The 21659-nt window shown below is 68.9% G+C and carries 18 protein-coding genes; 9 read left to right on the top strand and 9 right to left on the bottom strand.

Annotation, left to right across the window (positions count from 1 at the left end):
• The 5 genes from QLH51_RS16570 to QLH51_RS16550 form a co-directional block, all read left to right on the top strand.
• Positions 1-549 (top strand): SURF1 family protein (locus tag QLH51_RS16570; RefSeq protein WP_125661243.1); only part of this gene is annotated, 549 nt, incomplete at its 5' end.
• A gap of 1 nt (position 550) precedes the next feature.
• Complete coding sequence (locus tag QLH51_RS16565) at positions 551-1858, top strand: ATP-binding protein (protein ID WP_443018843.1); 1308 nt, start codon at positions 551-553, stop codon at positions 1856-1858.
• The gene (locus QLH51_RS16560; RefSeq protein WP_125661246.1) at positions 1855-2385 is read left to right on the top strand and encodes a response regulator transcription factor; all 531 of its coding nucleotides are present in this window, start codon (positions 1855-1857) and stop codon (positions 2383-2385) included. The genes QLH51_RS16565 and QLH51_RS16560 overlap by 4 nt, the downstream gene beginning before the upstream one ends.
• Before the next feature lie 116 nt (positions 2386-2501).
• Entirely contained in the window at positions 2502-4001 is a 1500-nt protein-coding gene (locus QLH51_RS16555) for a L,D-transpeptidase family protein (protein ID WP_206429241.1), read from the top strand.
• 4 nt (positions 4002-4005) lie between these two features.
• Complete coding sequence (locus QLH51_RS16550) at positions 4006-4368, top strand: hypothetical protein (RefSeq protein WP_125661249.1); 363 nt, start codon at positions 4006-4008, stop codon at positions 4366-4368.
• 696 nt (positions 4369-5064) lie between these two features.
• Here QLH51_RS16550 and QLH51_RS16545 read toward each other — a convergent pair.
• From QLH51_RS16545 to QLH51_RS16525, 5 genes are all read right to left on the bottom strand, one after another.
• Positions 5065-5223, bottom strand: coding sequence for a hypothetical protein (locus tag QLH51_RS16545; RefSeq protein WP_164516216.1), 159 nt, complete (start codon positions 5221-5223; stop codon positions 5065-5067).
• Positions 5224-5405: 182 nt separating this feature from the next.
• Positions 5406-5669, bottom strand: a complete 264-nt coding sequence (locus tag QLH51_RS16540) for a hypothetical protein (protein ID WP_125661251.1) — start codon at positions 5667-5669, stop codon at positions 5406-5408.
• 258 nt (positions 5670-5927) lie between these two features.
• Positions 5928-7394: an efflux transporter outer membrane subunit gene (locus QLH51_RS16535; RefSeq protein WP_206429242.1), complete on the bottom strand. Its 1467-nt coding sequence runs from the start codon at positions 7392-7394 to the stop codon at positions 5928-5930.
• A 2-nt stretch (positions 7395-7396) separates the two neighbouring features.
• Positions 7397-10600 carry an efflux RND transporter permease subunit gene (locus QLH51_RS16530; protein ID WP_125661259.1) on the bottom strand — a complete coding sequence of 1068 codons (3204 nt, stop codon included), beginning with the start codon at positions 10598-10600 and terminating at the stop codon, positions 7397-7399.
• 6 nt (positions 10601-10606) lie between these two features.
• Positions 10607-11803, bottom strand: coding sequence for an efflux RND transporter periplasmic adaptor subunit (locus tag QLH51_RS16525; RefSeq protein ID WP_164516217.1), 1197 nt, complete (start codon positions 11801-11803; stop codon positions 10607-10609).
• Positions 11804-11852: 49 nt separating this feature from the next.
• On the opposite strand from QLH51_RS16525, the gene QLH51_RS16520 reads away from it, so the two are divergent.
• Positions 11853-12581 carry a TetR/AcrR family transcriptional regulator gene (locus QLH51_RS16520; RefSeq protein WP_125661261.1) on the top strand — a complete coding sequence of 243 codons (729 nt, stop codon included), beginning with the start codon at positions 11853-11855 and terminating at the stop codon, positions 12579-12581.
• An 81-nt stretch (positions 12582-12662) separates the two neighbouring features.
• On the opposite strand, the gene QLH51_RS16515 is transcribed toward QLH51_RS16520, so the two are convergent.
• From QLH51_RS16515 to QLH51_RS16500, 4 genes are read right to left on the bottom strand one after another with little or no spacing between them, the layout of a single operon-like run.
• Positions 12663-13172 carry a GNAT family N-acetyltransferase gene (locus QLH51_RS16515; protein WP_125661264.1) on the bottom strand — a complete coding sequence of 170 codons (510 nt, stop codon included), beginning with the start codon at positions 13170-13172 and terminating at the stop codon, positions 12663-12665.
• A 17-nt stretch (positions 13173-13189) separates the two neighbouring features.
• Positions 13190-14554: an efflux transporter outer membrane subunit gene (locus QLH51_RS16510; protein WP_125661268.1), complete on the bottom strand. Its 1365-nt coding sequence runs from the start codon at positions 14552-14554 to the stop codon at positions 13190-13192.
• Positions 14551-15699 (bottom strand): HlyD family secretion protein, encoded by a 1149-nt coding sequence (locus QLH51_RS16505; RefSeq protein ID WP_125661271.1) that lies wholly within the window; start codon positions 15697-15699, stop codon positions 14551-14553. Before QLH51_RS16505 ends, QLH51_RS16510 begins: the two co-directional genes overlap by 4 nt.
• Positions 15696-17360, bottom strand: a complete 1665-nt coding sequence (locus QLH51_RS16500) for an MFS transporter (protein ID WP_125661274.1) — start codon at positions 17358-17360, stop codon at positions 15696-15698. Before QLH51_RS16500 ends, QLH51_RS16505 begins: the two co-directional genes overlap by 4 nt.
• A 233-nt stretch (positions 17361-17593) precedes the next feature.
• On the opposite strand from QLH51_RS16500, the gene QLH51_RS16495 reads away from it, so the two are divergent.
• The 3 genes from QLH51_RS16495 to QLH51_RS16485 all read left to right on the top strand — a co-directional run bounded on the left by QLH51_RS16495 (position 17594) and on the right by QLH51_RS16485 (position 21646).
• Positions 17594-19381, top strand: coding sequence for a M14 family metallopeptidase (locus QLH51_RS16495; protein ID WP_125661277.1), 1788 nt, complete (start codon positions 17594-17596; stop codon positions 19379-19381).
• A gap of 205 nt (positions 19382-19586) precedes the next feature.
• Positions 19587-20297 carry a response regulator gene (locus tag QLH51_RS16490; protein ID WP_125661280.1) on the top strand — a complete coding sequence of 237 codons (711 nt, stop codon included), beginning with the start codon at positions 19587-19589 and terminating at the stop codon, positions 20295-20297.
• 5 nt (positions 20298-20302) lie between these two features.
• Complete coding sequence (locus QLH51_RS16485; RefSeq protein WP_206429243.1) at positions 20303-21646, top strand: ATP-binding protein; 1344 nt, start codon at positions 20303-20305, stop codon at positions 21644-21646.
• Positions 21647-21659 lie beyond the last annotated feature (13 nt).

The raw sequence follows: 21659 nt of genomic DNA, 5'->3' as shown, positions 1-21659 counted from the left end.
CCGCCCGTCCCCGCCCCGCCGCCCCCGGCGTGGCGCGCGATCGGCAGCGACGACGTCTACCGCCCGGTCGTCGTCACCGGCCGCTACCGTCCGCAAGCCGACACCTATACCCAAGCCGCGACGGCGCTCGGCGGCGGTTTCTGGGTCGTGACCCCGCTTGATACCGGGCGGTTCACCGTCCTCATCAACCGCGGGTTCGTGCCCCCGGCCCAGCGCGGGAAGGTGCCGGCCCCGACCGGCACCGTCACCGTGCGCGGACTGCTGCGCCTCACCGAACCCGAAGGCGGCTTCCTGCGCAGCAACGACCCCGCGGCCGACCGCTGGCACTCGCGCGACGTCGCCGCGATCGCCGCCAGACGCGGCCTGACCGGCACCGCTCCCTATTTCATCGATGCCGCCGCGACGCCCGGCACCACGTGGCCGCGCGGCGGGCTGACCGTCGTCACCTTCCGCAACAGCCACCTCGTCTACGCGCTGACGTGGTTCGGGCTCGCCGCGCTGCTGGCCGGCATGACATGGTGGGTCGCCCGACGCGAACCACGGGCGTAACATGCGACCGATGCAGCCCGCCCCCCCTTCCGCGACTCCGCTGCCGCCGCCGGCGGAAGGCGCGGGTCGCAACATGCTGCTGCTGGTGCAGCTGCGCTGGCTGGCAGTCGGCGGGCAGCTGGGCACGATCCTCGTCGTCGACGGGCTGCTCGGCATCCGCCTGCCGCTGTTGCCGATGGCGAGCGTGCTGGCGGCGCTGGTGCTGCTCAACCTCGTCACCCTCGCCCGCCGCTCGCGGTGGAGCGACACCAACCTGCCGCTGTTCGCCGCGCTGGTGCTCGACGTCGCGGCGCTGACCGCGCAGCTGTACCTGTCGGGCGGCGCGCGCAATCCGTTCGTCTCGCTCTACCTGTTGCAGGTGGTGATCGGCGCGATCCTGCTGGAGGTGTGGTCGAGCTGGGCGCTGGTTGCCATCACCAGCGGCGCGTTCGCGCTGCTCGGGCCGTTCCACCGCCCGCTGCAACTGCCCCCGGCCTATGTCAGCAGCCTGTCCGACGCTTATCTGATCGGCAACTGGATCAATTTCGTGCTGGCCGCGACGTTGCTGGTCGCCTTCGTCACCCGCATCGCCGCCAATCTGCGCGACCGCGATACCAAGGTCGCGCAACTGCGCCAGCGCGCGGTCGAGGAGGAACATATCGTCCGGATGGGACTGCTCGCCAGCGGCGCGGCGCACGAACTGGGGACGCCGCTGTCGTCGATCTCGGTGCTGCTGGGCGACTGGAAGAAAGAGCCGGCGATCCGGCGCGACCCGCGCTTCGTGGCCGAAGTGGACGACATGCGGGCGGAGGTCATGCGCTGCAAGGAGATCGTCTCCGGCATCCTGTTCGCCGCGGGCGAAGTGACCGGCGAGGCGCCGACCCGCACCACGCTGCGCACCTTCCTGACGGACACGCTCGACCGCTGGCGCGGCGCCGACCCGGCGCGCGCGGCGTTCGAGGACCGGCTGGGCCCCGATGTTCCGATCGTAGCCGACCGGGCGCTGGCACAGGCGCTGACCAACCTGCTCGACAATGCGGTGGAAGCGGGCGGACGGGCCATCGCGCTGATCGCGCTGCGCGATGGCGCGATGCTGCGCCTGACGGTGCGCGACGACGGCAACGGCTTTTCCGACCGGATCCTGTCCAGCCTCGGCAAACCCTATAACACCAGCAAGGACCGGCAGGGTGCCGGGCTCGGCCTCTACCTCGCCACCAACGTGCTGCGCCCGCTGGGCGGTACGATCGAGGCGCTGAACCGCGATGCCGGCGGGGCGGAGACGACGCTGGTGCTGCCGATCGATTCGCTGGCACTGGAGAAGACGCGATGACCGCCCGCCGCCTGCTGATCGTCGAGGACGACGCGACCTTCGCCCGCACGCTGTGCCGGTCGTTCGAACGCCGCGGCTATGTGGTGGAGGTGACCGGCGGTCCCGACCGGCTGGAGGAACTCGCCCGCGACTTCGCGCCCGACCATGCGGTGGTCGACCTGCGGCTGGGCGGCGCGTCGGGGCTGGCATGCGTGTCGGTGCTGTCGGCGATCGATCCGGCGATGCGGATCGTCGTGCTGACCGGCTTCGCCAGCATCGCGACCGCGGTCGAGGCGATCAAGCTGGGCGCCACCAACTATTTGACCAAGCCCGCCAATACCGACGAGATCGAGGCGGCGTTCGCACGGGTCGAGGGGAATGCCGCCGCCGACCTGACCGCCGCCCCCACGTCGATCAAGACGCTGGAATGGGAGCATATCCACCAGGTGCTGGCCGATACCGGCTTCAACATCTCCGAAGCGGCACGGCGACTGGGGATGCACCGCCGCACGCTCGCGCGAAAGCTCGACAAGCGGCATCTTTCCTGACCGCCGGGGGTTCGAATCTGCCCGCGCCTTGTGGTAACAGGCTCGCAAGGGGCACGGTTCATCGTGCGGCAGGGTCGCGTCGTTAGAAGGCGGCCAGCGCACCGGAAGAGTTTAGGATGAAAGCGATTACCGACCACCGCCATCGTTTCGACCGCATCGTGCGCCGCGCGCTGCTCGCCGGCATCGCCCTGACTGTCGCGGGTGCCGCGTCGGCGCAGGTCGTGCCGCCGCCGGTGGTGCCGACGCTGCCGACGACCGCGCCCATGGTGCAGCCGGTGCCCGCGCCCCTGCCGCTGCCGACGCTCAGCCCGGCGCAGGAGAGCGAACTGGCCCGGCTGCTGGCGCGCGACGAAGTGGCGCAGGGCCTCAAGGACCGCGAGCCGCAGCTGTCCAGCCTGACCGGGACCGCGCTGGTGCAGGCCGCGCTCGACCATGCCCATGCGGTGCGTGCGGGCCGGCTGGACAACAGCGATTTCCAGAAGGACTGGGCGATGCGGCCGCAGGGGTTCGATCCCCTCCCCTCGTTCCGTGATGCCGTGGCGAAGGACAGGCTGGCGGCATGGATCGCCTCGCTGCCGCCGCCCTATGCCGGGTACGACACGCTGGTCGCGGGTCTGGCGCGGTATCGCAAGATCCAGGCGAATGGCGGCTGGTCGACGATCGGCGCCGGTTCCGAACTGCGCATGGGCGGCAAGGGGCCGCAGGTCGCGGCGTTGCGCAAGCGGCTGGCGGTCGAGGATTCGGGACTGTCGGTCGGCGGCGACACGTTCGACCAGTCGCTGCTCGACGCGGTCCGCCGCGCGCAGCGCCGCTATGGCCTGAACCCCGCCGGACAGGTCGGCGCACAGACCGTCGCGTCGCTGAACGTGCCGGTTACCGAGCGGATCAAGCAGATCAAGGCGAACATGGAGCGGTGGCGCTGGCTGCCGACCGAGCTGGAAAAGAACCGCATCCAGGTGAATATCGCCGCTGCGGTGCTGACCGTGTTCGACGGCGACCAGCCGGTGACGTCAATGAAGGCGGTGACCGGGCGGCCGGGCGACGAGACGCCGATGCTGACCTCCACCATCCATTCGATAGTGCTCAATCCGCCGTGGAACGTGCCGTCGTCGATCGCCGACAAGGAACTGTGGCCGAAGGAGCGGGCGAACCCCGGCTATCTGAAGCGCAACGGTTTCCGCGTCATCGAGACCGAGGGCGGCGGGCGGCGCCTGCAACAGGCATCGGAGCGTAGCGCGCTCGGCCGGTTCAAGTTCGATTTCGACAATCCGTTCGCGGTGTATCTGCACGATACCCCGGCGCAATCGGGCTTCGCCAATTTCGACCGGCTCGCCAGCCATGGCTGCGTCCGCCTCGAAAAGCCCGAGGACCTTGCCCGACTGCTGCTGCGGACCACGCCCGAATGGCCCGATACGCAGATCGACGCGACGCTGGCGTCGGGCAAGACCGTGCGTGCGAAGGTCGCCGATCCGGTAAAGGTCTACCTGCTCTACTGGACCGCCTTCGCCACGCCGAACGGGACGATGAGCTTCCGCGAGGATCCGTATAAATGGGACGGCGTGCTGGCGAACAAGATCGCCGCACGCGCCGAAGCCAGCCAGTTGGCGGCACGATAGGGGAATGACGATGAAGAGCGGATGGCGCGTAGCGCTGCTGGCGGGCAGCGGCCTGTTGCTGGCGACCGGCGTGGGAGCGTGTTCGGGGTCGGACGAACCCGACGCCCCGATCGAGAACAGCGCGTTCGACGAGGAGGCACCGCCGCCGACCCCGCTGTCCGAGGAAACCGTCGAGCCGGCCCCGCCGGTCTTCGAAAACCTGTCGGCGGTCGCGCCGGTCGAAACGCTCCCCCCACCCCCGCCGGTCGAACCCGACCAGCAGGTACTGGACGACGCGTCCGCCACCGGCATGACCTCGCGCTCGACCCGCGGGCAGGACGACGACCAGCCGGTCGACGACGCGATGTCGAACCAGCAGGGCGAATAAGCCGGCGGCGGTTTCGGCCGCCGATCGGTCCGGGAAGGGCGGGGCGGCCGGTCGGTCGCCCCCATTCGCGTCGGACGATCGTCATTCACCGCGCGAAATCAGGGTCCGGCTGCCTGCGGCGGCGAAAGCCCCCGCCGCTATCGTCACCCCGGACTTGTTCCGGGGACCATGTGGCCATGAACGTCGTCGTCAGAGTTTGATCCATCCCTTTTGAAACGGGCGTCATCCCAGCGAAGGCTGGGATATCCCTGTGACGGCGTGCAGCAGGACCCGCTTAATACCCCAGCCTTCGCTGGGGTGACGTCTTCACGCAGACGGATCAAACCCTGTCGCGGCAAAGTGCACCATCGATCGCCGCGCCGTGGATCCCGGAACAAGTCGAGACCTCTGCGAAAGTCTCGAACAGAGCCAACGCCTCGCCGTACCCCGGCGAAAGCCGGGGTACAGTTGGAAAGGCTTTTCCGTATCTTACAACTGGGTCCCGGCCTCCGCCGGGGTACGGATTGAGAGCGTTCGTAGAGTTCTCGTACAAATCCGGGTGACGAAGGGCGTGGAGGTCACCTTGTCTGATGTCGAAGTCGCTCCACCGGCTCAACGGCATCTACGACGCATACTATCGGCGGGATGCGCCGGCCGGCTCAAGCCGCGTCGCGACTTCGTACCTCATCACGTCCGCACGTGTCCCGAACGCCGGCCTCACGCCGCCTGCGCAGCGCTTTCGACCGGCAACACCGGCGCATAGGCCCGGTCCAGATACAGGTTCGCCAGCTGGTAATGCGCATGCACGACCTGCTCGTGGTCGGCCTGCTGCGCCAGTTCCAGCTGCTGTTCGGCACGGCGTACGAAGTAGGACATTTCGTCCGGTCCAATCGAAGACACGACAACCTCTCGGGGACGTTCAAGCGTCCGTTTCTGATACTCGCCCGGTGGAACCGGACATGCAGAAAACGCACGACCGATGCCGGGGATGCGTGTCGCCGCAAATTCTGACGCCGTCATGACACCGGCTGGCGCAGCGCTCCGCTGCGGCGCCCCTATCACATCCGGCGGTGTTTCCCACCATAACGTCCGCCGATATACGCACCCAGCCGGTCCATCTCGCTCTTGGCGGCGACGACCGCATCGGACTGGCACGGCAGCGGATCATGCTCGCGGTCGGCGGCGCGGATGGCGACCTTCGCCGCGAGATCTTCGATATCGGCCCGCGACAGCAGGTTCTTTTCGCGCAACAGGCACAACAGGCTCTGCAGGATGACCATGCTCTTTTCGCCGGCGGCATCGCCCGGTTCGATCGGGTTCATCGTACCTCTCCTTATGTTATATTGGAGAGCATATGCCGATCGCGGGCGGACGCAAGGGGTCGCGACGGCGCGCCACCACCGGACGGCAGGGACCGTCACCCGGGGACGAGGGACACGAACCGCGTCCTGCCCGAAAGGTCGATTGCGGTCGTTCACCCGCCCCGGGTCGACCGTTGGCGTTTCAGATCAGACCGGCTGCCCCCGTCCGTCACCCCGGGCTTGTCCGGGGTGACGATACGCCGGCGAAATCGACCGGCCCTAGTTCAGCCCGCCCCCCAGCGTGCGGTACAGCGTGACGAGGTTCGTCGCACGGGCCAGCCGGGTCTGCACCAGTGTCTGGCGCGCGGCATAGCTGGTCCGCTGCGCGTCGAGCGTGTTGAGGAACGAATCGATCCCGGCGCGATAGCGTGCGTCCGAAAGCCGCTGCGCGGTCGCCGCCGCCTGCGCACGGGCGGTCTGTGCCGACAGCTGCTCGCCGATCGTGCCGCGCGTCGCCAGGGCGTCGGCGACCTCGCGGAACGCGGTCTGGAGCGTGCCTTCATAGGTCGCGACCGCCGCCACCTGCTGCGCGCGCGCGACCTCGACATTGCCGCGCCGCTGGCCGCCGTCGAACAGCGGCAGGGCCGCCGTGGGGGAGATCGAGAAATTCTCGGTCCCCGCCCCGAACAGTCCACCCAGCGCGGTGCTGATCGTACCCAGCGTCGCGGTCAGCGAGATCGTCGGGAACAGCGCGGCGCGCGCCGCACCGATATTGGCGTTGGCGGCATAGAGACGCCGTTCGGCCTGCAGCACGTCGGGTCGGCGCAGCAGCACCGTCGACGACACCCCGGTCGGCAGGTTGGCCAGCACCGGGTCGCGCTCGCCCAGTTCGGTCGGGAGCTGTTCGAGCGGTACGGTCGTCCCGGCCAGCAGGTTCAGCGCATTCTGGTCCTGCGCGATCTGCGCGGTCAGGGCGGCGATGTCGTTGCGTGCCTGCTGGTAGCTGGTCTCCGCCTGCTGCACCTCCAGTTCGGAGATGACGCCGACCCGGAACTGCGCGCGGGTCAGCTCCAGCGTACGGCCGAAGCTGTTCAGCGTCTCGCGCGACAGGCGCAGCTGGTCCTGATCGGCCGCCATGGTCAGCCACGCGGTCGCGACCTCACCGACCAGCGCGATGCGCGCGGCGCGCTGCGCTTCCTCGGTCGCGAAATATTGCTGGAGCCCGGCCTGGCTCAGGTTGCGTACCCGCCCGAACAGGTCGAGTTCGAACGCCGAGAAGCCGACCGACGCCTGATAGATTTCGAGGTTGCCGGTCTGCGCGGGCACGCCGCCCGCCGCGCCGCCGGCACCGCCCACCCCGCCGGCGCCACCCAGCGCGCCGAACGGATTGTTGGTATAGGTCACGCCGCCGTTGACCGTGGTCGAGGGCACCTGCGACGCACGGGTCACGCGATACTGGGCGCGCGCCACCAGGACGTTCGCCGCAGTGACGCGATAGTCGCGGTTGTTCTCCAGCGCCGTCGCGATCACCGCCTGCAACCGCGGGTCGACGAAGAAATCACGATAGGCGATCCGGGTCACGTCGGCCTGCTCGGCGTCCAGCGCGGGATAGGGCCCGCCCTGCGGCAGGGTGAGCGGGATCGCCCCTTCCGGCCGCACGTTCTTGGGGGCTAGGTTGCACGCGGTCAGCGCGGTCGTGGCGATCAGCAGGGTCAGGGTGCGCAGCGTCATCACTCGATTGCTCATGGTCATGCCCCCTGCGGCGCAGGTTCGCCGCCGTCGGAGGACCGGTTGCCGCCATCGGGTTCGACGTCCCGGTTGGCGGACGGGGTGTCCTTGCCGCCATGCCCGAACAGGCGGAGCACGACGACGAAGAACATCGGCACGAAGAAGATGGCGAGAATGGTGGCGGACAACATGCCGCCGACCACCGCCCGGCCGATCGCATTCTGCCCGCCGGCACCCGCGCCGGTCGAGATCGCCAGCGGCAGCACGCCGAAGACGAACGCGAGGCTGGTCATCAGGATCGGACGCAGGCGCAGCCGCGCTGCCTCCACCGCCGCCTCGACCGGGCCCATGCCGTCGCCCATCCGCTCCTCGGCGAACTCCACGATCAGGATCGCGTTCTTCGCCGACACGCCGATGGTCGTGATGAGGCCCACCTGCAGGTAGATGTCGTTGTTCAGCCCCGTCAGCCACGCCGCGAGCAGCGCGCCGAGGATGCCCAGCGGCACCACCAGCATGACCGAGATCGGCACCGACCAGCTTTCGTACAGCGCGGCAAGGCACAGGAACACGATCAGCAGCGACAGGGCATAGAGCGCCGGCGCCTGACCACCCGACAGCCGTTCCTCGAACGACAGCCCGGTCCATTCCAGCGCGGTGCCCGGTGGCAGCTTGGCGTGGATTTCCTCCAGCGCCTCCATCGCCGCGCCGGTGCTGAGGCCCGGCCCCGGCGAGCCTTGCAGCTGCATTGCCGACTGGCCGTTATACCGCGTCAGCTGTACCGGCGCATTGGCCCATTGCAGCGTCGAGAAGGCGGTGAACGGCACCATCTGGCCGGTGGCGTTGCGCACGAACAGCTTGCCGACATCCTCCGGGCTCAGGCGGTAGGGCGCATCGGCCTGGACATAGACGCGCTTCACGCGACCGCGGTCGATGAAGTCGTTGATGTAGCCGCCGCCCCATGCGGTCGCGATCGTCGAGTTGACGTCGGCAAGGTCCAGCCCCAGCGCGCGCGCCTTGTCCTCGTCGATATTGACCTTGAGCTGCGGTGCATCGTCGAGGCTGAGCGGACGGACCTGCGCGACGCGGGGGTCCTGCGACGCCATGCCGAGCATCATGTTGCGCGCCTGCAGCAGCTTTTCGTGACCGATACCGCCGGTATCGACCAGCTGCACGTCGAAACCGGTGGCGTTACCAAGTTCCTGCACGGCCGGCGGCACGAGGGCGAAGATCATGCCGTCCTTGTACTGCATGAACGCACCCATCGCGCGACCGACGATCGACTGCGCCTTGTTCTCGGCCCCGCCGCGTTCGTCCCACGGCTTCAGGTTCACGAACACCAGACCGGCATTCTGCCCCTGCCCCGCGAAGCTGAACCCGTTGATCGTGAACACGCCGGCGACGTTGGCCGATTCCTGCTTCAGGAAATGGTCGCGCACCAGGTTCAGGCCCTTTTCGGTACGGCTGCTCGTCGCACCTGCCGGACCCTGCACCAGCGCCAGCACCGTGCCCTGATCCTCGTCGGGCAGGAAGCCCGAGGGAAGGCGCGTGAAGACGAACACCATGCCCAGCACGATCAGCAGGTAGACCAGCATCGACCGTTTCCAGCTGCGCGTGGTGCGCCGGACGCCGTTCTCGTACTTGTCCTGCCCACGTTCGAACCGGTCGTTGAACCAGCGGAAGAAGCGCGCGAGCAGGCCGTTGCCCTGTTCGTGCTTGTGCGGATCGTGCGGCTTGAGGATCGTGGCGCACAGCGCGGGCGTCAGGATCAGCGCGACCAGCACCGACAGCACCATCGCCGAGACGATCGTGATCGAGAACTGGCGATAGATCACGCCGGTCGATCCGCCGAAGAACGCCATCGGCAGGAACACCGCCGACAGGACCAGGCCGATGCCCACCAGCGCGCCGGTGATCTCGTCCATCGACTTGCGCGCGGCCTCACGGGGGCTCAGCCCCTCGGTCTGGATCAGGCGTTCCACGTTCTCGACGACGACGATCGCGTCGTCGACCAGCAGGCCGATCGCCAGCACCATGCCGAACAACGTCAACGTGTTGATGGTGAACCCGGCCACCGCCATCACGCCGAACGTGCCCAGCAGCACCACCGGCACCGCGATCGTCGGGATGATCGTCGCGCGCCAGTTCTGAAGGAACAGGAACATGACGAGGAAGACGAGCACGACGGCTTCGATCAGCGTGTGGATGACCTGTTCGACCGACAGGCGGACGAACGGGGTGGTGTCGTAGGGGTAGATGACCTTGACGTCGGCGGGCAGGCCCTTGCCGATCTGCTCCGCGCGTTCCTTGACCAGTTCGACTGTGTCGAGCGCGTTGGCACCCGCGGCCAGCCGCACGCCGAAGCCCGATGCCGGCTTGCCGTTATACTGCACGTCGAAGCCGTAATTCTCGGCCCCGATCTCCACCCGTGCGACATCGCCCAGCCGGACGACCGCGCCGTCGGCGTTGGTTTTCAGGCGGATGTTGGCAAACTGTTCGGGGGTCTGCAGGCGCGACTGGACGCTGACGGTGGCGTTCAGCATCTGCTCCTTGGGCGCCGGCTGCGCGCCGATCTGCCCGGCGGAAACCTGCGCGTTCTGCGCCTGCACCGCCGCGGTCACGTCGGCTACCGACAGCTGGTAGCTGTTGAGCTTCACCGGATCGAGCCAGATGCGCATCGCATATTGTGCGCCGAACACCTGAAGCTCGCCGACGCCGCTCACGCGGCTCACCGGGTCCTGGAACTGCGACACGACCATGTCCGACAGATCGGTATTGGTGTGCGATCCATCGGTCGACACGAGGCCGACGACCAGCAGGAAACTGGCGGCGGACTTGGTGACCTGGATGCCCTGGCGCTGGACTTCCTGCGGCAAGAGCGGGGTCGCCGCCTGCAGCTTGTTCTGCACCTGCACCTGCGCGATGTCGGGATCGGTGCCCTGTTCGAAGGTCAGCGTGATCGTCACCGTGCCCGCCGACGAGGACGAGGACGAGAAATAGCGCAGGTTGTCGATACCCTTGAGCTGCTGCTCGATGATCTGCGTCGTCGTGCGTTCCAGCGTCTCGGCATCGGCGCCGGGATAGGTGGCGGTGATCGCGACGGCGGGCGGCGCGATCTCGGGGAACTGCGCGATGGGCAGGCTGCGGATCGCGATCGCGCCGGCCAGCATCATCACGATGGCGATGACCCATGCGAAGATGGGTCGGTCGATGAAATAGCGGGACATGGCTGGTTACTTCGCCTGTGCCTGAGGTGCGCCGCCGGGAGCGCCGGCCGGGGCGCCGCCCTGCGGTGCCTGGCCCGGCTTCCACGGATAGCCCTTTACCGGCGTGCCGGGCTGGAGCATCTGCGCGCCCTCGATCACGACCTTGTCGCCCGGCTGCAACCCGCCCGACACCAGCCACTGGTCGCCGATCGTCCGCTCGGTCTTGAGCTGGCGCGGAGCCAGCTTGCCGTCGGCACCGATCACCAGCACGGTGGCACTGCCGGTCGGGTCGCGGGTCACTGCGCGCTGCGGCACCAGCATGCCGTTCGCCTTCGTCCCCTCGACCAGTTCGGCGCGGACGTACATGCCCGGCAGCAACAGCCCGCGCGGGTTGGAGAAGACCGCCCGGATCGCCTGCGTCCCCGTCGCCGGATCGACCGTGACGTCGGTGAACTTCAGCGTCCCCTCGATCGGATAGGTGCTGCCGTCCTCCAGCTTCAGCCGGACGCGCGCGGCATTGCCGCCACGCGACAGGTCGCCGCCCATGATCTGCCGGCGCAGCTTGAGCAGGTCGGCGCTCGACTGCTGGATGTCGACATACATCGGATCGATTCGCTGGATCGTCGCCAGCGCATTGGTCTGCGCCGCCGACACCAGCGCGCCGGTGGTGAATACCGACCGGCCGATCCGGCCCGAAATGGGCGCGGTGATGGTCGTGCGCGACAGATCGATCTGCGCCTGCCGGACCGCGGCACGCTGCGCTGCAATATCGGCCTCGGCCTGCTGCGCGCCGGTGATCGCATTGTCATATTCCTGGCGGCTGATCGCGTTGATCTTGACCAGTTCGCCATAGCGCCGCGCGAGGTTGCGGGTCGATGCGATCGACGCCTGCGCCCGTGCCAGCGCCGCCCGCGCGCTCGCGATCGCCGCCTGATAGGGTGACGGATCGATGCGATAGAGCGGCTGCCCCTGGCGGACATAATCCCCCTCCTGGAACAGGCGGGCGAGGATCAGGCCATTGACCTGCGGGCGGACGTCCGAGGTCTCGTACGCGGCGGTGCGGCCGGGCAATTCTGTGGTCAGCGTGACCGGCTGTGCCTGCACGGTCACGAACCCGACCTGCGGCGGCCCCTGCGGCGCCTGCTGTTGCTGCTGGTCGCCGCCACCGCTTCCGCAAGCCGAAAGGATGAGCGCCAATGCCAATGGGGCCATGCGATTTTTCATGAACGTCCTCGACGGATGTGCTAAACGTGAGTGATCGATCACTCACACATTGGCGGCGCGTACGCCGCCGGAGCGGATGTGGCAAGAGGTTACAGGTGAATCTGACGTGAATTTGTTGCAGTGCGGAGAGGCGTGTCGTGCCAGTCGGGCGGTGGCGCGACGCGAAAAATTGGTGATGGTGGCCCGCAGGCTGTTTTCGGAAAACGGTTTCCACGGAACCGGCGTCGCACAGATCGCCGCCGAGTCGGGAATCAAGGTTGGGCAGATCTATCGCGACTTCGCCGACAAGGAGGCGATCGTCGCCGAGATCGTCGAGAACGACCTGCGGCTGTTCCTGCACGAAGCGGAGATCGCGCAGGCGGTGGAGAGTCGCGACATCGCGGCGATCCGCGACTGGCTGCGCATGTTCATGCGCTGCGGCGAGGCGACCGAGGCGCGCGCGCTGATGCCCGAGATCCTGGCGGAGGCCGCCCGCAACGACCGGATCAAGGGGATCGCCCACACCATCAACCGCCGGGTCAAACGCGCGCTGGTACAGGCGCTGACCGCACTCGCCCCCCATGCCGATCAGGCGGACGCCCGGCACGAACTGGCCGAGACGATCCTGACCTGGGGTGCTGGCATCATGCATCGTCGCATCGCCGACCCGGATTTCGACGAGGAGGCCGCCTACCGACGGATGTCCGCGCACGTCGATACGGCGATCGATCGGATGCTGGGGTCGCCGCCATACCCTATGCTCCAAAAAGATCATTGCGGTTTCGTGACAACGTCCTAAAACGACTGCCGCGCACTCCCTTGCGCGGCAGTCGCAGGCCCCGTCCGGTCCCCCGGACGGGGCTTGTCGGTTCGGCGCCCCTCATGCGATGCCGCGCTCCAGCACGACGAACGCCAGTGTATCGACGCGCGGCAGGCCGAAACGGGGATCGTCCATGGGAAACGGCCGCGTCTCGCCGGTCGCGCGATAGCCCTGCCGTTCATACCACGCGATCAGTTCGCCGCGCGCGGCGATGACCGTCATCTCCATCCGGGTACTGCCATGGACGTCGCGGGCATGCGCTTCGGCTGCGGCGACCAGCCCGCGCCCCAGCCCGCCCGCCTGCCGATCGGGCCGCACCGCCAGCAGCCCGAGCGTCGAAACGCCCACCCCTGCCTGCCCGACCTGAACACATCCGATCGCCGATCCGTCGCGCCCGGCGATCAGGATCGCCTTGTCGGGGTCGCCGATCGCCTCGGCCAGCGCCTGCGGGTCCGTCCGCTGACCGCCCAGCAGGTCCGCCTCGTGCGTCCAGCCGCCGCGTGCGCTGTCGCCGCGAAACGCCGATTCGACCAGCGCATGCAGCGCAGGAATGTCCGCCGCGGTCGCCATCCGGATCGCTGCCCCGATCACCGGCCCGCCCCCCAGCCGCCGCCCATCGCCTGATACAGCGCGACCAGCGCGGTCAGTTGATCGGCGCGCACCTGTTCCAGCGACAATTCGGCGCTGAACAACGCCCGCTGCGCATCGAGCTGTTCGAGATACGGGCTGTAGCCCGCACGATAGCGGTTGGTCGCATGGCGCAGCGCCTCGGCCGTCGCGGTCCGCTGCGTCTCCAGCGCGCGGCGCTGCGCCCCCAGCCGGTCGACCGCCGCCAGCGCATCCTCGACCTCGCGGAACGCGGTGAGCACGCTGCGCTGATAGGCGAACGCCGCCTGATCGCGCCGCGCGGTCGCGGCATCGTAATTGCCGCGCAGCTGCCCGCCGCGGAACAGCGGCGCCAGCACGCTCGCCCCGATCGACCAGATGCCGACCGGATTGGGCAGCGCGCTCGACAACACCTCACCGGTCGATCCGGTCAGGCGCAGCTGCGGCAGGAACTGCGCGCGCGCCGCGGCCAGCGACGCATCGCTCGCCGCCAGCGTCGCCTCCGCCTGCGCGATGTCGGGGCGGCGGCGCAGCAGGTCGCTGGGCAGGCCGGCGGGGATCGGTGGCGGCACCAGCGCGTCGAGCGCCGCCCCCCGCGCGATCGGGCGCGGCGGCGTGCCGGTCAGCAGCGCCAGCGCATTCTCCTGCCGCCTCGCCAGCAGCTCCAGCTGCGGCAGCGTCTGGGTGACGGCGGCATATTCCGCCTCGGCCTGTCGCAGTTCGAGCTGCGAGGTATAGCCGGCCTCCGCCCGCGACCGGGCGATACGCAGCGCCTCGCCGCGCGACGCGATGGTCGCGCGCACCGTCCCGATCCGCGCGTCCAGCCCGCGCAGCGTGACGTAGCCGCTGGCGGTGGCCGCCGCGACCGACAGCCGCGCCGCATCGGCGGCGGCGGCAGCGGCATCGCCGGTCAGCCGCGCGGCGTCGATCGTCCGCCCGACCCGCCCGAACAGGTCGACCTCATAGGCCGACTGAAACACCGGTTGCAGCGACGTGCCGGTGGCGGCCGTCCCGAATGCGTTGAGCGCGCGCTGTTCGATCAGCCCGACCCCGGCATCCAGCGTCGGGAAGCGCGCCGCCCGCGCCACCCGCTCGCTCGCCCGCGCCTCGGCGACGCGACCGAGCGCGATCGCGATATCGGGGTTGTTGGCCAGCGCCGCCTGCACCAGCCGGGTCAGTTCGGGATCGCCGAACCCCTGCCACCAGTCGGCGGCGATCGGCGCGCTGCCCGGCAGCGGCGTCCGCCAGCCGGGCGGCGGCGTCACGCCGGCCGCCTGCGGACGCGGCCGCTCCGCCGGGGTACAGCCCGCCAGCGCGATCAGCGCGATCAGCGCGCGCCGCCTCATCGTGCCGCCGGCGACACGCCGCTGCGCGTATCGACCCGCGCCTCGACCGACATGCCCGGCCGCAGCCGCCGGAACAGCGGGTCGGCGCGGTCGACCGCGATGCGCACCGGGATACGCTGCGCCACCTTCACGAAATTGCCGGTGGCGTTGTCCGCGCGGATCACGGCGAACTCGTTGGCGGCGGCAGGCGCGATCCGCTCCACCCTGCCCCGCAATTCGGCATGGTCGAGCGCGTCGACCCGGATCGTCGCCGGTTGCCCCGGTGCCATCCGCGCGGTCTGCGCTTCCTTGAAATTCGCCGTGACCCACACCGTCGGCGGGACGAGGAACATCATCTGCGTCCCCGCCGTGACATATTGGCCCAGCCGCACCCCGACCTCGCCCAGCCGCCCGGCCTGCGGCGCACGGATGACGGTGTTGGCAAGGTCGATCTGCGCCAGCCGTACCGCGGCCTGCGCATTCTCGACCGCCGCGGTCAGCCCGCCGCGCCCCACCGTGACGGTGCGCACCTGTTCCTGGGCGACGCTGCGCTGCGCCTGCGCCTGCACGACGCCCGCCTCGGCCGCGCGCAGCGCCGCCAGCGTCTGGTCGCGTTCGCGCAACGACACCGATCCCTCGCGCACCAGATCGTTGACGCGCGCCATGTCGGCCTGTGCGCGGGCCAGCTGCGCCCGGGCGTTCTGCACCGCCGCCGCCTGTCCGCCCAGACTCGCCTCGCTCGAGCGTTCGCTCTGCTGCGAATTGGCGAGGTTCGCCTGCTGCGCCGCCAGCTGCGCGCGCGCCTGATCGACGCGCTGGCGATAGATGCGGTCGTCGATCCGCGCGAGCACCTGCCCCGCCTGCACGCTCTCGAAATCGCGGACCAGTACCTGCGTGACGTACCCGTTGACCTGCGGCGCGATGATCGTCGTCTGCCCGCGGACATAGGCGTTGTCGGTCGCCTGGACCCTGCTGCCGAACGGCCACAGCCCCCACGCATGGAGCGCCAGCGCGATGCCGCCCAGCAGCAGCGCGACGAAGCCGATCGTCGATTTCAGCCCACCGCGCGGCGGGGCCCAGCCGCGCGCGCGCGTCGGTTCCGCCGGCACCTCGACCGGATCGGCCAGCCGTTCCGCTTCGTCCCTCGATAGATTGGTATCGGTCATGACATCTGCTTCTGTCGCATCCGCTGGACCGCCGCCAGATCGGCGGCGAGCGGGTTCTGGCCGCTGAGACGGAAGCGCAGCCACAGCGCCCCCAGCCACAGCACCACCCCGGCCGCGACGATCGCGACGCCCAGGAACACATCGTTATAGGCAAGGATATTGGCTTCGCGCGTCACCTGCTGGCCCAGCAGGCCCGCGCCCGACGCCTGTCGCAGCACCGGATCGCCCAGCACCCGGGCATATGCACCGCCCAGCTGCTGGATCCGCTGCACGACCAACGGGTCGGTCGCGGTCAGGCTCTGGGTCAGTTCGAACGCATGATATTTCTCGCGCACGATCTGGAACGAGCCCAGCAGCGCGGTGCCGGCAAGGCCGCCCAGCGTCTGGGTGATGCTGAAGATCGCCGAGAAGCTGATGATATGGCTCGGCCCCCGCGCCAATGCGCGGAAGATACCGATCATCACCATCGGCCCAAGGAAATAGAGCGCGGCGAACGCGATGATCGCCTGGCTGAGATACAGGCTGGACGGGCGTGTCAGGTTGGTCGAATCCGAATCCATCCACGCGCCGATGCCGATCAGCGCGACGGCGATCACCACCGGCTTGTAAAGGTCCTGCATGTTCAGCGTCTTGAGGCTGACGACGATCCCGGCGATCGACGCCAGCGTCATGACGAGGCTGAGCGTCACCAGCTGGTCGTTGCCCATGCCGACGACCGTCAACAGCCCGACCGTGCCGAACGTCTGTTCGGACAGCAGGATGCGCAGCGACGCCGCCACCGCCGCGAACCGGACGATGTTGCGCCCCAGCATCCAGCGCGTGTTCAGCAGCGGGTTGGCGCGGTTATGCTCGATCAGCAGCGCGCCGCCGATCAGCGGGATTGCGGCGGCGGTGGCGTATCCCAGCCACGGCGTCGACCACCACTGGATGCGCCCCTGCACCAACACCGCGCACAGCAGCGCCACGCCCGGCGCGAACAGCGCGAAGGTCAGGAAATCGATCCGCTCGAACGCCGGCGTCCGCTCCGACGGCGGCAACCGCAGCAGCGCGACCGAGGCGAGGCACATCACCGTCAGTCCCAGTTCGAACAGGAACAGCGCCTCGATCCGCCCGTCGGCCAGCAGCAGCGGCGACAGCGTCCGCGCCAGCGGCAGCGCGACCTGCGACGCGCCGAAACCGATAATCATGCCGGACAGTCGCGCGGCGGCGGACAGCGACTGCATGATGTAGAGGAAGCACAGCGTGGTCAGCGCGCTGCCCGCGACCCCCGCCGCGCCGCGCACGATCAGCTGCACGCCATAGCTGTGCACGAACAGCTGCAGGACGTTCAGCACGAGGAACGCGAGCAGGAAGATGCGGGTGAAGCGCTGCAGCCCGAATTGCTGGCGGAACTTGATGAGCAGCATCGACATGCACACGCTGGTCATCGAATAGATCGCAGTCAGCCACCCGCCCTCGACCGGGGTCAGCCCCAGCGATCCCTGGATCTGCGGCAGGTTGGCGATCAGCAGCCCGTTGTTGAACCCGCCGGTCACGCCCAGCAGGATGCCGATCGCGAAATAACCGATCCGCCGCCCGAACGGATGGTCGGGCGTCGCGGGGGAACCGGGCAGGAACGGCCGCTCGTGCGGCTTGAATTCATACGCCGGGGCGATCGCCATGGCTCCATATGGGGTTGGGTTCAGCAATAACTTGTTACGGAACGGATCGTTCCGGGTCGTCAATGGATACGAAGGAATTGGCCCCCGCGCCCGGCCGTACCCCCGCGCAGGCGGGGGTCCAGAGCCCGGAACGCCGCCGCCCGCTTTGGGCCCTGGATCCCCGCCTGCGCGGGGACACGAACATGCGACGCAACCCACTGGCGTCCCCGGCGACTTCCGCTACCATCGCGCCCATGCGTTCGCTGATCCTCGCCGCCGGGCTGCTTGCCGCCCCCCTCGCCGCCCAGACTTCGCTCGAAGCCCCCCTTCCCCCGGTCCGGTCATGGCACGGCGCCAGCGAGAAGCTGGTCGCGAAGCCCGGCGATCGGTGGATCACCCCGGCGGAGGCGAGCGGGTTCGTCACCACCCCCGATTATACCGCGACCCGCGCGTGGATCGACCGGCTGGTCGCCGCATCGCCGCTGCTGACGATCGAGACGTTCGGCAGAAGCCCCGAAGGCCGCGATCTCTATGCGGTGCGCGCGCACAAACCTTCTTTGCAGGGGGGCACCACGCCCAAACCGGTCGTGCTGGTCCAGGCCGGCATCCATTCGGGCGAGATCGAGGGCAAGGACGCCGGGCTGATGCTGCTGCGCGACATCGCGCTGCGCGGCAAGGACCGGCTGCTCGACAAGGTCGATCTGGTCTTCGTGCCGATCTACAACGTCGACGGCCATGAACGCTCCGGCCCGTACAACCGCCCCAACCAGCGGGGACCGAAGGACATGGGCTGGCGCACCACCGCGCAGAACCTGAACCTCAACCGCGATTACCTGAAGGCCGATGCGCCGGAGACGCAGGGGATGATCGGCCTGATCCGCCGGGTCGATCCGATCCTGTACCTCGACCTGCACGTCACCGACGGCATCGACCATCGCTACGACGTGACCTACGCCTTTTCGGGCTGGCGGGGCTATTATGCGCGGTCGGCGGCGATCGGCCGGTTCCTCGACACGCGGCTGCGCCCGGCGATGGACGCGGCGCTCAGGCGGAACGGCCATATCCCGGGCTATTACGTCAGCACGATCGACAATCGCGATCCCGAAAAGGGCATGACGCAGGACGTCGACACGCCGCGCTTCTCGACCGGTTATGGCGATATCGCGCATATCCCGACCGTGCTGGTCGAGACGCATTCGCTCAAACCCTATCGCCAGCGCGTGCTGGGCACCTATGTCTTCGTCGAGGAAGCGCTGCGCCTCACGGGCGAGCGCGCCGCCGAACTGCGCGCGGCGATCGACGCCGACCGTGCGTCGCGCCCGACCGCCGCGACGATGACGTGGAAGCCGACGACCGCGCCGATCTATTCGGTCGATTTCCTCGGGCTGGCGCACGACACCTATCGCTCGCCCGCCTCGGGCCGCGACGAACTGCGCTGGCTGTCGAAGCCGGTGCGCTTCCGGATGCCGGTGTTCGGCAGCACCCCCGACCGGAAGGTGACGCTGCCGCGCGCATGGTGGGTGCCGCCCACGCTGCCGCACGTCATCGACCTGCTCAAGCTGCACGGCGTCACCGTCGAACCGATCGCCGCCCCGCGCACGCTCGACCTCGACATGGCGCGCGCGACGAACCCGAAGCTCCAGCCCGCCAGCGAGGGCCATGTCCCGCTGGAGGCAACGATCGTCCATGAACGCCGGCGCGAGACGATGCCGGCGGGATCGGTGCGCGTCCCCGCCGACCAGCCGCTCGGCCTGCTCGCCGCCTTCCTGCTCGAACCCGAAAGCGAGGAAGGGGTGCTGGCGTGGAACATGGCGCCCGGCATGCTCCAGCGCACCGAATATATCGAAGGATACGCCATCGCCCCGCTCGCCGACCGGATGCTGGCGAGCGACCCGGCGCTGAAGGCGCAGTTCGACGCGAAACTCGCCGCCGACCCCGCCTTCGCCGCCGATCCGACCGCCCGGCTGCAATGGTTCTATGCCCGCACGCCCTATTACGACCAACGCTACCTGCTGTACCCGATCGGGCGAGAGGTGAATTGACCCATGTCGCAGCCTTCCCCTAAACCTGCCTTTCTCCCCTTCCGTTCGTGCTGAGTAGGGACTGAGCGCAGTCGAAGGCCCGTATCGAAGCACCGGCACCACGGTCCTTCGCTACGCCATTTCGACAAGCTCGATGGCTACCCAGGACGAACGCAAGCTTCTGTGACCGGGATTGGAGCGCAATGACCCAGCCGAATTTCGTCCCATGACCGCCCCTTCGATCATCGTCGTCGAGGACGATCCCGCGCTGCGCACCCTCACCGCCCGCGCGTTGCAGGAGAACGGCTATCTCGTCCGCACCTGTTCGGCGGCGCCCGAAATGTGGCTGGCGCTGGAACAGGGGCCGGTCGACCTGATCCTGCTCGACATCATGCTGCCGGGCACCAGCGGCATCGACCTGTGCCGCCAGATCCGTCAGAACAGCGCGGTGCCGATCATCTTCGTGTCCGCCAAGGGGAGCGAGGTCGATCGCGTCATCGGCCTCGAACTGGGCGCCGACGACTATCTGCCCAAGCCGTTCGGCACGCGCGAGCTGATCGCCCGCGTCCGCGCCGTGCTGCGCCGGGGCGAGCTGAACGCACAGGCGGCACAGCGCGAGGAGGGCATCTACAGCTTCGAAGGCTGGACCGCGAACCTGCCGCGCCGCGAACTCACGTCGCCGACTGGTGCGCAGGTCGACCTGACCGGGGCCGAATTCGACCTGCTGGTCGTGTTGCTCGACCATGCGCAGCGGGTGATCGCCCGCGAACGGCTGATCGAACTGTCGCGCACCCGGCTGGGCGACAGCTCGGACCGCAGCATCGACGTGCTCATCAGCCGGCTGCGGCGCAAGCTGTCGACCGCGGGCGGCACCCCGCCGATCGTGACCGTGCGCGGCGTCGGCTATATGCTGAACGTGCCGGTCGAACGGCGCTGAACCGGGTGCCGACGCGGCGCTTCCCCGCATTGCCGGTCGGGCTGATCGGGCGGATCGTCGCGATCCTGCTGCTGACCATCGTCATCGAATTCGGCGTGTCGGTGCTGCTGTACGAACGGGCCAGCCAGTTTTCGGTGCGCGACGACGAAGCGCGGCGGCTGGCCGAACATCTGGTGATCGCCCGGCGGATCGTCGAGGAGCGCCCGGTCGAACAGCGTGCCGGCATGGCGACCGAGCTGACCACCGAACGCTATGCGGTCCAATGGCGCGCGACCGCCCCCGAACTGCCGGCCAGCGCCACCGAACTGCGCGAGATGGAACAGCAGGTGCTGGCGTGGGAGCCGAGCCTCGCCCCCACCGGCCTGCACCTGACGCTGATCGGCCAGGGGCGGCGGTCGGTGGTCAGCGGCGCGCTGCAACTGGACGACGACAGCTGGCTCTATTTCCGCACGCTCGAGCCGCTGCGTGCGTTCGACCTCGCGATCGGGCGCATCCTGCTGGCGCTGATCCCCGCGGTCGCGCTGATGGTGGTCGGCGGGCTGCTGATCCGCCGGACGCTGCGCCCGATGCGACAGCTGGCCGACGCGGTCGACAGCTTCGGTCCCGGCAGCGGATCGAGCCTGCCGATCGTCGAGGAAGCGGGGCCGAGCGAGGTCCGCCGCCTCGTCGTCGCCTTCAACGGGTTACAGGCGCGCATCCACCGGCTGATCGACGAACGCACCCGCGCGCTGGCCGCCGTCGGTCACGACCTGCGCACCCCGCTCGCGCGCCTCAGGCTGCGCACCGATGCGATCCGCGACCGCGACGTGCGCGACACGGTGCAGAACGACCTTGCCGAAATGGAGGCGATGGTCACCTCGCTGATGGCGTTCCTCGGCGGGGAGAGCGAACCGGAACGCCCGGTGCTGGTCGATATCGCGGTGCTTTGCGCCAGCATCGTCGACGATGCCGCCGACCATGGCCATGACGCCACCTATGTCGGCCCCGACCATTTCGAACGCGCGGTGCGCCGGTCGGGCTTTCGCCGCGCGGTCGTCAACCTTGTCGAGAACGCGCTGCACTATGGCGTCCGGGTGACGCTGACGCTCGCGATCGAGGACGGCGCGACCGTGATCCGGATCGAGGACGATGGTCCGGGCATTCCCGACGAGTCGCTCGCCGACGTGCTCGAACCGTTCGTCCGGCTCGATACCGCGCGCAAGCGCGACACCGTTGGCTTCGGTCTGGGCCTCTCGATCGTACTGCGCGCGGTGGAGGCGGAGGGCGGACGGCTGGAGTTGCACAACCGCGAACAGGGCGGGCTGTGCGCCGCGATCGTGCTGCCCGCGCCATTCGGCCCGCGGCAATGATTCGTTACACATC

The organism is Sphingomonas sp. 2R-10 (assembly GCF_030062225.1).
Classification (GTDB): domain Bacteria; phylum Pseudomonadota; class Alphaproteobacteria; order Sphingomonadales; family Sphingomonadaceae; genus Sphingomonas.
The sequence above is the reverse complement of the archived record's forward strand: the minus strand, read 5'-3'. Positions and strand labels throughout refer to the sequence as shown.